We start from the raw sequence: 12750 nt of genomic DNA, 5'->3' as shown, positions 1-12750 counted from the left end.
TCGAGAACCGGACAGTAACCTTACTTCCGAGTAAATCTAGGGTGCCGCGGGCCGTTTGGACAGATCCCCGCCAGGGGCCGTCAGACTGCCCAGCCCCGTCCAGACGAGACGCATCAGCGTCGCGGCCGCCTGCCGCGGCGCCGTACCACCCGGCCCGTTCGCCCAGTTGGCCATCGCCTCCGCCGCCCCGACCAGCGCCTGCGCCAGACCCTCCGCATCACACGGCCCCTGCGCCGCGACCCCGATCAGCTCCCCCACGTACCCCGCGATCTCGTCCCGCATCCGCTCCGCCTCCGTGGCGAACGGCTCCCCCTGGGCCCGCGCCTGCCGGCTCAGCACCGCCCACGCGTCCGGATGCTCCGCGGTGTACGTGAAGAACGCCAGTAGCCCCGCCGCCAGTCGCTCCTCCGCCGCCCCCTCGCCCTCCACGGCGGCGGCCACCACGGCGAGCAGCGCCCGGGCCTCACGCCGGATGCAGGAGGTGAACAGGTCCTCCTTGGAATGCAGATAGAGATAGACCAACGGCTTGGAGACCCCCGCCAGTTCGGCGATCTCGTCCATCGACGCCGCCTGGTACCCGAGCCGCCCGAAGGTCCGCACGGCCGCGTCCATCATCTGCCGCTCGCGCACCTCGCGCGGCAGCCTCCTCGTCCCCGCCACGACACCTCACACTAGGGCCTGCGACCGATGAGTCGGGCCATGATCATCGGTCATAGTCACGTAAGGCAGGAACACGGCACCACCGGGACACCGCCACCGGCACCGAGAGACCGAGGAACCACCATGCGCACCCTGATCAGCACCGCCTTCATCTCGCTCGACGGTGTCGTGGAGGCCCCCGGCGGCGAGCCGGGCTACCGCAACTCCGGCTGGACCTTCAAGCACACGGACTTCCTCCCCGAGGCCTTCGAGATCAAGGGCCGTGAGCAGAAGGAGGCCGCCGCCATGCTGATGGGCCGGGTCAGCTACGAGGCCTTCAGCCCCGTGTGGCCCGCCATGGAGGAGTTCGCCGACTACAAGGTCATGCCGAAGTACGTCGTCTCCACCACGCTCACCGAGGACGACCTGGTGACCGACTGGGGCGACACCACCATCCTGCGCTCGCTCGACGAGGTCGCCGCGCTGAAGGAGACCGAGGGCGGCCCGATCATCGTCCACGGCAGCGCCTCGCTCAACCAGGCCCTGTCCGACGCCGGTCTGATCGACCGCTATCACCTGCTCGTCTTCCCGCTCCTGCTCGGCGCCGGCAAGCGCCTGTTCAGCACCGCGGACAAGGACGTCCAGAAGCTGCGCCTCGTCGAGCACGAGGCCTACCCGAACGGCCTGCAGAAGCAGGTCTTCGACGTCGTGCGCTGAGCCGGCACCCGCCGGAAGGCCCCGGGCACCGGACCGGCAACGCCCGAGGCCCCTCCCCCTCGCGGGGCAGGGGCCTCGGGCGTACGCGCTCCGGGCGGCCGGCACGGGTCAGGCGGCGGCCTGGACCGGCACCTTCGGCTCGGCGTCCCGCGCGTCCACCAGGTCGTCGACCGGGGAGGCCGAGGCGGACTCGTACGCGGCGACGTCGAGGATCTTCTCGCGGGCGGAGACGATGACCGGGACCAGGGCCTGGCCGGCGACGTTCGTGGCCGTGCGCATCATGTCCAGGATCGGGTCGATCGCCATGAGCAGGCCGACGCCCTCCAGGGGCAGGCCCAGGGTGGAGAGGGTCAGGGTGAGCATGACCGTCGCGCCGGTGAGGCCGGCGGTGGCCGCCGAGCCGATGACCGAGACGAAGGCGATGAGCAGGTACTCCTTGACGCCCAGCTGCACGTCGAAGATCTGCGCGATGAAGATCGCCGCGAGCGCCGGGTAGATCGCGGCGCAGCCGTCCATCTTCGTGGTGGCGCCGAACGGCACGGAGAAGGAGGCGTACTCCTTAGGGACACCGAGGCGCTCGGTGACGCGCTGGGTGACCGGCATGGTGCCGACCGAGGAGCGGGACACGAAGGCGAGCTGGATGGCCGGCCAGGCGCCCTTGTAGAACTGCAGCGGGTTCAGCTTGGCGACGGTCGCGAGGAGCAGCGGGTAGACGCCGAAGAGGACCAGGGCGCAGCCGATGTAGACGTCGGCGGTGAAGGTGGCGTACTTGCCGATCAGGTCCCAGCCGTAGTTGACGATGGCGCGGCCGATGAGGCCGGCGGTGCCGATCGGGGCCAGCCGGATGACCCACCACAGGGCCTTCTGCAGCAGCTCCAGGACGGACTCGGAGAGCGTGAGGATCGGCTGCGCCTTCTCGCCGAGCTTGAGGGCGGCGATGCCGGCGACGGCGGCCATGAAGACGATCTGCAGGACGTTCAGTTCGGTGAACGGCGTGATGACGTCGGTCGGCACGATGCCGGTGAGGAAGTCGATCCAGCTGCCCTGGTGCTCGGGGAGCTTGCCGTCCTTCGGCGTGAGGCCGGTACCGGCACCCGGGTTCGTGATCAGGCCGATGGCGAGGCCGATGGCGACCGCGATCAGCGAGGTGATCATGAACCAGACGAGGGTCTGCGCGGCGAGGCGGGCCGCGTTGTTGACCTTACGGAGGTTGGTGATCGAGACGAGGATGGCGAAGAAGACGAGCGGGGCGACGGCCAGCTTGAGCAGCTGGACGAAGATGCCACCGACCTGGGAGAGGGTCTCCTGGAGCCAGCCGATGTCCTGGCTGCGGGCGAGCCAGCCGAGCAGGACGCCGAGGGCGAGGCCGGCGACGATCTGGGCCCAGAACGGGACCTTGGGTATGCGGGACTTCGTCACGGACGCGGACGAGGACGCGGACACGGACACACTCCACTGGTGCGTATCGGGGGAATACGGGGACGGGGGTGCGGCACACACGCGCTCCGGGCGCGGGCCGCTGCATGATGCCGGGTCAGAGCGAACGGCAACAGACCGCGGACATACAGCGGCACAGATCGACGTGCAGGCGCGCCACGAGCGGGGTGCTCGCGGCATCGGGGAGGCGCACTGCTGTCTTCATGAGCAACACGTTAACACTTGAACTTTGAGAACCTCAAAGCCCTTCTTTGAGACAGAATCGCGCGCGCGAGGCCGCCGTGGCCTTCAAAACGCAGAACACCCCAGGCAGGAGCCTTGGAAGCTCCCGGCTGGGGTGTTCTGCGTGTGAGGTGTGAGGAACCTTACGGTCCCTTTATGTCGTTCAGACGGTGTCCTCGGCGGAGCGGTTCGCCTCCAGGCGACCCTTCGCCCGGTCGACCTTCGCCACGATGTCGACGCTCATCGCGTCCCGCTCCTTGCGCAGCAGCACGAAGCTGAGCGGGGCGGAGACGAGCACGGAGAGCAGGAGGACCCAGAGCAGGTTGGAGTCGCCGAGACCGCGCGGCAGCACGCCGACGTAGACCAGGCCCCACAGCGCGAGGAAGCTGCCGGCGAAGATGCCGAGGCGCATCAAGGTGTAGCGGAGCATGTCTGTCCCTCCCAAACCGGACGAGCGTCCCTCCAGTGAAGCACGGAGCGGCGCGAGCCCCGGGGGTGGGGGCCGGAAACGGCTTGAGCGACCATCCTGTAATGGTTACTCTCGCCCTATGCCTCTTACCTTCCAACTGGACCCGCCGGTCGACGCCGCCCTGCGCGACGGTGTCCTCGCGCTCTGGGCGGACGTCTCCAACGCGGGCGGCGCCGTCGGCTTCGTCCCGCCCGTGACCCCGGAGGAGATCCGGCCCGCGCTGCTCCGGCACCTCGTGGGAATGGCGGAGGGCGGCACCCGGCTGCTGGTCGGCCGCGACGAGCGCGGCGAGGTCGCCGCCACCGCCTTCTTCACGCACAACAGCCACCCCCTGATGACGCACTGGGTGTGGCTGTACACGGTGATGGTGCACCCCCGGCACCAGGGCAAGGGGTACGGACGCGACCTGATGGCGGCGGCCGAGGAGGCGGCCCGCACCGCCGAGGGCTTCGAGCACATCGAGGCCGTCCGGCTGACCTGCCGCGGCGGCACCGGCGTCGACGCCTTCTACGCGCGCGCCGGCTACAAGGAGGTCGGACGCGTCCCGGCCGCCATCCGGGTGGCCCCGGGCGACGACCGCGACGACATCGTCATGCTGCTCCGGCTGACCTGACGCCCGGGTCCGGGCGACGGGCACTCGCGGGGTCAGACCCGCATCGGCTGCGGCGACTCGCGCAGACCGGCGTCGGGGCCCGGGTACTCGCGGATGACCTCGTAGCGCGTGTTGCGCTCGACCGGGCGGAAGCCGGCGTCCCGGATGAGCTCCAGGAGGTCGTCGCGGGTCAGCTTGTTCGGGGTGCCGTAGTTGTCGGCGTCGTGGGTGATCTTGTACTCGACGACCGAGCCGTCCATGTCGTCCGCGCCGTGCTGGAGCGCCAGCTGCGCGGTCTGGACGCCGTGCATCACCCAGAACACCTTGACGTGCGGGACGTTGTCGAAGAGCAGCCGGGAGACCGCGAAGGTCTTCAGTGCCTCCGCGCCCGTGGCCATCTGGGTCCGCGCCTGCAGGGTGTTGCGGACCTTGCCGTCCTTCAGGTCGACGAAGTCATGCTGGTAGCGCAGCGGGATGAAGACCTGGAAGCCGCCGGTCTCGTCCTGGAGCTCGCGCAGCCGCAGCACGTGGTCCACGCGGTGGCGCGGCTCCTCGATGTGGCCGTAGAGCATCGTGCTCGGGGTCTTCAGACCCTTCTCGTGGGCGAGCCGGTGGATCCGGGACCAGTCCTCCCAGTGCGTCCGGTGGTCCACGATGTGCTGCCGGACCTCCCAGTCGAAGATCTCGGCGCCGCCGCCGGTCAGCGACTCCAGGCCGGCCTCGATCAGCTCGTCGAGGATCTCGGAGGCCGAGAGGCCCGAGATGGTCTCGAAGTGGTGGATCTCGGTGGCGGTGAAGGCCTTCAGGGAGACGCCGGGCAGCGCCTTCTTCAGCTCGGAGAGCGAGCGCGGGTAGTAGCGCCACGGCAGGTTGGGGTGGAGCCCGTTGACGATGTGGAGTTCGGTGAGGTTCTCGTTCTCCATCGCCTTCGCGAGGCGCACGGCCTCCTCGATGCGCATGGTGTACGCGTCCTTCTCGCCCGGCTTGCGCTGGAAGGAGCAGTAGGCGCAGGAGGCGGTGCAGACGTTGGTCATGTTCAGATGCCGGTTGACATTGAAGTGCACCACGTCGCCGTTCTTGCGGGTCCGGACCTCGTGGGCCAGACCGCCGAGCCAGGCGAGGTCGTCCGACGCGTACAGGGCGATGCCGTCCTCACGGCTCAGCCGCTCGCCGGCGAGGACCTTCTGCTCCAGCTCCCGCTTGAGCCCCGCGTCCATACGGTCGCCTCCCACTCTCATCTGCTGCGTTCAGGTGCCGAAAAGGCTTCCCCCACCGTACTCTCAGGCCTCTTCCGGCAGATCTCCGACCCGGTTCTCCCACTTGGTGGAGAGCACGATCGTGGTGCGGGTGCGCGAGACGCCCTTCGTGCCGCTGAGCCGGCGGATCGTCTTCTCCAGGCCGTCCACGTCGTCGGAGCGGACCTTGAGCATGAAGGAGTCGTCGCCGGCGATGAACCAGCAGTCCTCGATCTCGGCGAGGTCCTTCAGCCGGCGGGCCACGTCCTCGTGGTCGGCGGCGTCGGAGAGCGAGATGCCGATGAGGGCGGTCACGCCGAGGCCGAGCGAGGCGGCGTCGACGGTGGCGCGGTAGCCGGTGATGACTCCCGCCGCCTCCAGCCGGTTGATGCGGTCGGTGACGGAGGGGCCGGAGAGCCCGACGAGCCGGCCGAGCTCGGCGTACGAGGCCCTGCCGTTCTCGCGCAGAGCCTGGATGAGCTGCCTGTCCACGGCGTCCATAGGTATGAAGCCTTCCATTGTCCAGCGATACCGCGAGTTTAGGTATAGAATCTAAGGTACACAGGGTCCGACACCCTGTGAATCTTTCATTCAGATCAAAGACGATCTTCAGGAGTGGTGTTCACCGTGTACACGATCGAGATGGCCTATGCCCGTATGCGCGAGCTGCAGGACCTGGCCAACCGCTCGCGTGCCCACCAGCCGACCGCCTCGAAGCGCGCCCCGAAGAAGCGCGCCGCGAAGCGCTAATCAGAGGGGAGGGCTCCACCGAGCTCTCCCTCCCAACGGCGGTACAGCTCGTGCGGCACCCCTGCCGCGTCGAGCACTCGCCCGGCGACGAAGTCCACGAGATCCTGGATGTGCGTCGCCCCCGCGTAGAACGCCGGAGAGGCGGGCAGCACCACGGCGCCCGCCTCGTCCAGCGCCACCATGTGCCTGAGCGTCTGCCCGTTCAGCGGGGTCTCCCGTACGCAGACGACCAGCGGCCGCCGCTCCTTGAGCGTCACGCTCGCGACCCGCTGCAGCAAGTCCTTCGAGAGCCCGAGCGCGACCCCGGCCACGGCGGCCGTCGACGCCGGCACGATCAGCATCCCCTTGACGGCGTACGAGCCGGAGGACGGCCCCGCGGCCAGGTCCCCGGCCGCCCAGTAGCGCACGTCGGCGACGTCCACGTCGAAGGTGTCGGGCTTCCCGTCGGCGCCCCGCGCCAGCCAGGCCGTCAGGTCGTCCCGCCAGTGCGCGTCCCGGAAGGCGATGCCCGTCTCGTCGAGCAACGTCAGCCGCGAGGCCCGCGACACGACCAGGTCGACACTCTCTCCCGCGGCGAGCAGCCCTCGCAGCACGGCGGCGGCATACGGCGTCCCCGACGCCCCTGACACCCCGACCACCCAGGGACGACGCTGCTGCTTGTTCTCCGGCTCCACGCCGACGAGCCTATCCGGCGGGGTCGGGGGCGGCCGCGTCAGGCGTTCCGTCGGCGGGGAGGCACCGGGGCCGCCCACACGGTCGGGTCAGACGGACAGACCCCGCACCAGCAGGTCCAGCAGCGCGCACACGAACAGGGCGATCCCGATGAAGCCGTTGACCGTGAAGAACGCCCGGTTGAGGCGGGACAGGTCGTGCGGCTTCACGATCGAGTGCTCATAGCAGAAGGCGGCCGCCACGATCACCAGGCCGGCCCAGAAGAAGACGCCCGCGTCGGTGGCCAGCGCGTACCAGACCAGCAGCCCGGTGGTGACGACGGCGGACCCGCGGGCGCCCCACAGGGCGGCCGGGACGCCGAAACGGGCCGGGACCGACATGACCCCGTGGGCGCGGTCCGCCTGGACGTCCTGGCAGGCGAAGATCAGGTCGAAGCCGCCGATCCAGATGCCGACCGCCAGGCCCAGGACCACCGCGTCCCAGGACCACTCGCCCGACACCGCGAGCCAGGCCCCGATCGGGCCGATGGACTGGGCGAGGCCGAGGATCGCGTGCGGGAAGTTCGTGAACCGCTTGCCGTAGGGGTAGACCACCATCGGGATGACGGCGAGCGGCGCGAGCGCCAGGCAGAGCGGGTTGAGCAGGGCCGCGGCGCCGAGGAAGACGACGACGGCGACGCCGGCGCCGGTCCAGGCCGAGCGCACCGACACCGCCCCCGTGACCAGCTCCCGGTTCGCGGTGCGCGGGTTACGGGCGTCGATCTCGCGGTCGATGATCCGGTTGCAGGCCATGGCGAAGGTCCGCAGACCCACCATGCACACGGTCACCAGGAACAGCGTCCACCAGTGGATCCTCCGGTCCAGCTGGTACATCGCGGTGAGCGAGGCGATGTACGCGAAGGGCAGCGCGAAGACCGAGTGCTCGATCATCACGAGGCGGAGGAAGGCTTTCGTCCGGCCCGGCTGCGCGCCGGGCACCGCTGCCGTGGTCACAGGCCGTACTCCTTCCAGCGGCGGTCCACCAGGGCCGCCGTCGCCGGGTCCGACTCGACCATGTCGGGCCAGCCGCCGTCGCGCGTGTAGCCCTCCTCGGGCAGCTTCTTCGTCGCGTCGATGCCCGCCTTGCCGCCCCAGAACTGCTGGTACGAGGCGTGGTCCAGGTGGTCCACCGGGCCCTCGACGACCGTGAGGTCGCGGGCGTAGTCGGTGTTGCCGAGGGCCCGCCAGGACACCTCGTGGAGGTCGTGGACGTCGCAGTCCTTGTCCACCACGATGATCAGCTTGGTCAGCGACATCATGTGCGCGCCCCAGATGGCGTGCATGACCTTCTGCGCGTGCTTGGGGTACTTCTTGTCGATCGAGACGATCGCGCAGTTGTGGAAGCCGCCCGACTCCGGCAGGTGGTAGTCCACGATGTCCGGCACGATGATCTTGAGGAGCGGCAGGAAGAAGCGCTCCGTGGCGCGGCCCAGCGGGCCGTCCTCGGTCGGCGGGCGGCCGACCACGATGGACTGCAGCAGCGGGCGGCGCCGCATGGTGATGCAGTCGATCTTCAGCGCGGGGAACGGCTCCTGCGGCGTGTAGAAGCCGGTGTGGTCGCCGAAGGGGCCCTCGGGCAGCATCTCGCCCGGCTCCAGCCATCCCTCGATCACGACCTCCGCCTGGGCCGGGACCTGGAGCGGGACCGTCTTGCAGTCCACCATCTCGATCCGCTTGCCCTGCACGAAGCCGGCGAACAGGTACTCGTCGATGTCGCCCGGCAGCGGCGCCGTCGAGGCGTACGTGACGGCCGGCGGGCAGCCGAAGGCGATCGCGACCGGCAGCCGCTCGCCCCGCTCCGCGGCCACCGCGTAGTGGTTGCGGCTGTCCTTGTGGATCTGCCAGTGCATGCCGATGGTGCGCCTGTCGTGGCGCTGGAGGCGGTAGAGGCCGAGGTTGCGGACCCCGGTCTCCGGGTGCTTGGTGTGGGTCAGGCCCAGGTTGAAGAAGGAGCCGCCGTCCTTCGGCCAGGTGAAGAGCGCGGGCAGCCGGTCCAGGTCGACGTCGTCGCCGGTGAGCACGACCTCCTGGACCGGTGCGTCGCCGGACTTCACCTTCTTCGGCGGCACGTGGACCATCGAGCCCAGCTTGCCGAAGGCCTCCCGGACCCCGACGAAGCCGTGCGGCAGCTCCGGCCTGAGCAGCCCGCCGATCTTCTCGCTGATCTCCTCGTACGACTTCAGGCCCAGTGCCTTGAGGAGCCGCCGGTCCGTCCCGAAGACGTTCATCGCGAGCGGCATGGCGGAGCCCTTGACGTTCTCGAAGAGCAGCGCCGGGCCTCCCGCCTTGTTCACGCGGTCGACGATCTCCCCGACCTCCAGGTACGGGTCGACTTCGGCCTTGATGCGCTTGAGGTCGCCTTCGCGCTCGAGGGCCCTGAGCAGCGAGCGGAGATCGTCGTAAGCCATAGGGGCCAGTATCGGTCACCGGCTAGGCTGGGCCCGTCACCGGGGCCGCCGAAACGCGCTCCCGCCAACGCTTCCAGGGGGCTGTCCCACATGCTCAGGGCACTGATGTACATCCTGCCGCTGGCACTGACGATCTACGCGTTCATCGACTGCCTGAACACCCCCGAGGACGAGGCCAAGCACCTGCCCAAGGTGGTCTGGGTCATCATCATCCTGCTCTTCTGGATCGTCGGACCGATCGTCTGGTTCGCGGCGGGCAAGATGCGGCACGCCCCGGCCGGCGGCCGGACGCCCAGCGAGTGGCACCGCAACCACCGGCAGGAATGGGTCGCCCCCGACGACAACCCCGAGTTCCTGAAGTCGCTGCGCGAGGAGAACAAGAAGGACGAGTCCCTCCTCAAGGACTGGGAGGCCGACCTGCGCCGCCGCGAGGAGGAGCTGAAGCGCCGCGAGCAGGAGCGCGGCGGGGAGAAGGACGGCTGACGGAGCTGCGGCTCCTCGTCACCTTTGAGAAGGTCGCCACGGCCCTCTCCTCCACCCGGGCCGCCGCCGACGGGGCGATCAGGACCTGGACTTTTTCAGCAGTTGGTGAACGGACACCTGCGAGTTGACGGATACCCAGGCGACTCCGTACCGCGCGTTCTCCCGGGCCACTTCTGCCTGATCCAGGCCCTCGTAGATGTCGTAGATCGACTCACTCTTCTTCTTTTTCTTGAAGTTGAACGAGGAGACGAAGACATCCGGCTCCTCGTTCGGCGACCAGAAGGCCGCCACGTACCGCTGCTTGCGCGTGACATTGACCAGGTTGTCGTTGTAGCGGACCTTGCCGTGGTAAATGACGTGTTCACCCCCGCATTTGTCGGCCGGGCAGTAGTACCTGCCCTCATCCTTCACCCACGAAAGCCTGGGCGTGGTGAATTCGTCGTCGATCTTCCCGCGATCCTGCCGCAGGAAGGCGAACTTAAGAACGGCGTCCAAGGTCTCGTAGGCCGTGTCCTTGGGGAGCGTGATCACGGTCTCCATCTTGAACTCCTCCCCTACGGCGAGGGTTGTCCCCGGCCCTTGGAACTGCCCTGATTCGACGACCTCGCCAGAGAATCCGGTCGCGTAGAGTTCCGCCGCCGAGGCGAACGCGTCAGCCTGCTTCCATTGCTTCAGCCCCTCCCCCGACTTGGAGAACTTCGCCGAGTTCCCGTAGACCGTGTAATCGTCCACGACGATGTAGACCGGGATCCCCCCGTCGTTCTTCGCGTACAGCGTCAGCGGAACATGGACATAGGGAAGACCGGATTCCGTCTGCGCCTTTCCGAACTCCGCCTTCAGGATGAAGTGCATGGGAGCCGCGATCGGCTGGTAGAGAAGCGAGTACCCCAGGCTGACCGCCGTCAGGAGCGCCGTCGCGGCGACCCCCGCGGCGAACTTCCTGGGGTGCGGGATCCCCCTCCACACCTTCGCGCGGACGAGGATGCGGAGGGCCCACAGGGACCAGAGCCACAGCGCGAGAAAGCCCGCCGCCGCGGGAATGGGTTCCCGCTCCTGAAGCCACAGGAAGAGCAGGAGGCTCGACGTGGCCAGAGCGATGAGCGCGCCGAGGAGGACCAGCGCCCCGGACACCTTGACGTTCCGCCGGCCCCAGTAGTCGGTCACGGCAGGGATCGCCACCGCCTGCACCGCTCCCGCCAGCAGGAACAGGACACCGACGAGTCGTTGGGCGAAGGTCAACGCCCCCAGGGCGTCCGCCCAGCCGATGACGGCGTGCAGCACCAGCGAGCCGAGGAGCCCCAGGATCATGAAGACGATGACGGCGTGCCGCCTGCCCCTCCTGTCGGGCCATGTGCCGCTGTCGCCGCCGCGCCAGTGGATCCTGGACCCGTCCTCCAGGTCCATGTCGTCCGGGTAGCCGAGGCGGCGGAGCTCCTTGCGCAGCTCACGAAGGGACCAGGCGCTGCCCATGTTCCTGCCGTTGACGGTGATCCTGCGAAGGCCGCGCCGGTCGGGCGGCTCCACGATCACCCATGGATGGATGCCCATGGCATCAGGCTCGGGTCCGCGACCCTCTCGTGCGCGCTGAAGTGCTGCGTTCGACTGATTCCGGAAACCAATGCGGCAACGCGTCCCTCCCCGCGCGTTCCCGTCCTGCCTGGCGGGAAGAGTCCCCCTCATGGACCAGGACCAGGCGCGGCACTGGCTCGCGACGGCCCTCGCCGAGGCGCGGGCCGGACTCGCCGAGGGCGGGATCCCGATCGGGGCGGCGCTGTACGGGGCCGACGGCGCACTGCTCGGGCGCGGGCACAACCGGCGGGTGCAGGACGGGGACCCGTCGGCGCACGCGGAGACGGACGCGTTCCGGGCCGCGGGGCGGCAGCGCTCGTACCGGGGGACGACCATGGTGACGACCCTGTCGCCGTGCTGGTACTGCTCCGGGCTCGTGCGGCAGTTCGGGATCTCCCGGGTGGTGGTCGGGGAGGCGCGGACCTACCACGGCGGCCACGACTGGCTCGCCGAGCACGGCGTCGAGGTGCTGGTGCTCGACGATCGCGAATGCGGCTCCCTGATGCGGGAGTTCACCGAGGCGCACCCCGCCCTGTGGAACGAGGACATCGGCGATGACTGAGGCGGCCCTTCCGACGATCGACCTCCGCCGCGACCCGGCCGGGCAGCTGCCCGCCGTGGACCGCGCCCTGCGCACGGCCGGTTTCCTGCTCGTCCGCGGGCACGGCGTCGATCCCGGGCTGCGCGCGGCGATCCGGGAGAGCGCCCGGGGCTTCTTCCGGCTGCCCGAGGCCGTGAAGGAGCGGTACGCGGTGAAGGTCGGCGGGCGCGGCTGGCTGGGGCCCGGCGCGGAGGCCAACGGGTACGCGGAGGGCACCACGACCCCGCCCGACCTGAAGGAGTCGCTGTCCTTCGCCGCCGAGGAGCCGACGGGGAACGCGGCCGTGGACGCCGAGTGGTTCCTGCCGAACACCTGGCCCGCCGAGGCGCCGGAGCTGAGGCCGCTGGTCGAGGACTACCTGCGGCTGATGCGGGGGCTGTCGGACCACGTCCTCGACCTGCTCGGGCTCGCGCTCGGCGAGGAGGCGGACTTCTTCACCCGGCACACCGGGCACCCCACCTTCGGCTTCAACATCAACTGGTATCCGGGGCGGGAGCGGACCGGCGAGCCGGAGCCGGGGCAGTTCCGGATCGGTCCGCACACGGACTTCGGCACGGTCACCGTCCTCGACCGGCAGGCCGGCAAGGGCGGGCTGCAGCTGTACACCGACTCCGGCGGCTGGCAGGACGCCCCGCACGACCCGGAGGCCTTCACCGTGAACATCGGCGACCTGATGGCCGGATGGACCGGCGGACGCTGGCGCTCGGGACGCCACCGCGTGCTGCCGCCGCCGGCGGACGCGCCCGCCGAGGAGCTGATGTCGCTCGTGTACTTCTACGAGTGCGATCCCGGCACCACGATCCACGGCATCGAGTCCCACACCTACCTCCGCGCGCAGCTCGACGCGATCACCGCCGGGTGACGACTCGGCACCACCCGCCGAAAAGCCTGGCCGAAGCTCAACTCCACGTCGATAAT

The 12750-nt window shown here is 69.4% G+C and carries 15 protein-coding genes; 6 read left to right on the top strand and 9 right to left on the bottom strand.

Annotation, left to right across the window (positions count from 1 at the left end):
* Positions 1–36: 36 nt before the first annotated feature.
* Positions 37–615: a TetR/AcrR family transcriptional regulator gene (locus tag ACIRQF_RS35965; RefSeq protein WP_376636991.1), complete on the bottom strand. Its 579-nt coding sequence runs from the start codon at positions 613–615 to the stop codon at positions 37–39.
* A gap of 168 nt (positions 616–783) precedes the next feature.
* On the opposite strand from ACIRQF_RS35965, the gene ACIRQF_RS35960 reads away from it, so the two are divergent.
* The gene (locus ACIRQF_RS35960) at positions 784–1356 is read left to right on the top strand and encodes a dihydrofolate reductase family protein (protein WP_382482149.1); all 573 of its coding nucleotides are present in this window, start codon (positions 784–786) and stop codon (positions 1354–1356) included.
* 108 nt (positions 1357–1464) lie between these two features.
* On the opposite strand, the gene ACIRQF_RS35955 is transcribed toward ACIRQF_RS35960, so the two are convergent.
* Together ACIRQF_RS35955 and ACIRQF_RS35950 are read right to left on the bottom strand one after the other, a co-directional pair.
* Positions 1465–2799 (bottom strand): dicarboxylate/amino acid:cation symporter, encoded by a 1335-nt coding sequence (locus tag ACIRQF_RS35955; protein ID WP_389756111.1) that lies wholly within the window; start codon positions 2797–2799, stop codon positions 1465–1467.
* A gap of 379 nt (positions 2800–3178) precedes the next feature.
* Positions 3179–3445, bottom strand: a complete 267-nt coding sequence (locus ACIRQF_RS35950) for a DUF4229 domain-containing protein (protein ID WP_382482143.1) — start codon at positions 3443–3445, stop codon at positions 3179–3181.
* A 118-nt stretch (positions 3446–3563) separates the two neighbouring features.
* Between ACIRQF_RS35950 and ACIRQF_RS35945 the strand changes: the two genes are divergently transcribed.
* Positions 3564–4097 (top strand): GNAT family N-acetyltransferase, encoded by a 534-nt coding sequence (locus ACIRQF_RS35945; protein ID WP_404098919.1) that lies wholly within the window; start codon positions 3564–3566, stop codon positions 4095–4097.
* A gap of 32 nt (positions 4098–4129) precedes the next feature.
* Here the strand turns inward: ACIRQF_RS35945 and mqnE are convergent, their stop codons facing one another.
* Positions 4130–5293, bottom strand: a complete 1164-nt coding sequence (mqnE, locus tag ACIRQF_RS35940) for an aminofutalosine synthase MqnE (protein WP_376636931.1) — start codon at positions 5291–5293, stop codon at positions 4130–4132.
* A 63-nt stretch (positions 5294–5356) separates the two neighbouring features.
* A complete protein-coding gene (locus tag ACIRQF_RS35935; protein WP_376636932.1) occupies positions 5357–5812 on the bottom strand; it encodes an Lrp/AsnC family transcriptional regulator in 456 nt (151 codons plus the stop codon).
* A 114-nt stretch (positions 5813–5926) separates the two neighbouring features.
* On the opposite strand from ACIRQF_RS35935, the gene ACIRQF_RS35930 reads away from it, so the two are divergent.
* Positions 5927–6061, top strand: coding sequence for a hypothetical protein (locus ACIRQF_RS35930; RefSeq protein WP_382482141.1), 135 nt, complete (start codon positions 5927–5929; stop codon positions 6059–6061).
* Here the strand turns inward: ACIRQF_RS35930 and ACIRQF_RS35925 are convergent.
* The 3 genes from ACIRQF_RS35925 to ACIRQF_RS35915 all read right to left on the bottom strand — a co-directional run bounded on the left by ACIRQF_RS35925 (position 6058) and on the right by ACIRQF_RS35915 (position 9179).
* The gene (locus tag ACIRQF_RS35925) at positions 6058–6735 is read right to left on the bottom strand and encodes a UbiX family flavin prenyltransferase (RefSeq protein WP_376636933.1); all 678 of its coding nucleotides are present in this window, start codon (positions 6733–6735) and stop codon (positions 6058–6060) included. The two genes, ACIRQF_RS35930 and ACIRQF_RS35925, sit on opposite strands and share 4 nt — an antisense overlap.
* Before the next feature lie 87 nt (positions 6736–6822).
* Positions 6823–7725 (bottom strand): menaquinone biosynthesis prenyltransferase MqnP, encoded by a 903-nt coding sequence (mqnP, locus tag ACIRQF_RS35920; protein WP_376636934.1) that lies wholly within the window; start codon positions 7723–7725, stop codon positions 6823–6825.
* Positions 7722–9179 (bottom strand): menaquinone biosynthesis decarboxylase, encoded by a 1458-nt coding sequence (locus ACIRQF_RS35915; RefSeq protein ID WP_376636935.1) that lies wholly within the window; start codon positions 9177–9179, stop codon positions 7722–7724. Before ACIRQF_RS35915 ends, mqnP begins: the two co-directional genes overlap by 4 nt.
* Positions 9180–9269: 90 nt before the next feature.
* Here ACIRQF_RS35915 and ACIRQF_RS35910 point away from each other — a divergent pair, with 90 nt between their 5' ends.
* A complete protein-coding gene (locus ACIRQF_RS35910; RefSeq protein ID WP_376636936.1) occupies positions 9270–9662 on the top strand; it encodes a PLD nuclease N-terminal domain-containing protein in 393 nt (130 codons plus the stop codon).
* Between the two features lie 78 nt (positions 9663–9740).
* On the opposite strand, the gene ACIRQF_RS35905 is transcribed toward ACIRQF_RS35910, so the two are convergent.
* On the bottom strand, positions 9741–11210 hold the full coding sequence (locus ACIRQF_RS35905; protein WP_404098912.1) for a hypothetical protein: 1470 nt from the start codon (positions 11208–11210) through the stop codon (positions 9741–9743).
* A gap of 130 nt (positions 11211–11340) precedes the next feature.
* Here ACIRQF_RS35905 and ACIRQF_RS35900 point away from each other — a divergent pair, with 130 nt between their 5' ends.
* Positions 11341–11793: a nucleoside deaminase gene (locus ACIRQF_RS35900; protein WP_404098911.1), complete on the top strand. Its 453-nt coding sequence runs from the start codon at positions 11341–11343 to the stop codon at positions 11791–11793.
* Entirely contained in the window at positions 11786–12694 is a 909-nt protein-coding gene (locus tag ACIRQF_RS35895; protein ID WP_404098908.1) for an isopenicillin N synthase family dioxygenase, read from the top strand. The genes ACIRQF_RS35900 and ACIRQF_RS35895 overlap by 8 nt, the downstream gene beginning before the upstream one ends.
* The last annotated feature ends 56 nt before the right edge of the window (positions 12695–12750 follow it).

It is taken from the genome of Streptomyces sp. NPDC101191, assembly GCF_044767915.1.
Taxonomy (GTDB): domain Bacteria; phylum Actinomycetota; class Actinomycetes; order Streptomycetales; family Streptomycetaceae; genus Streptomyces.
This window is presented reverse-complemented; position numbering and strand designations above follow the sequence as displayed.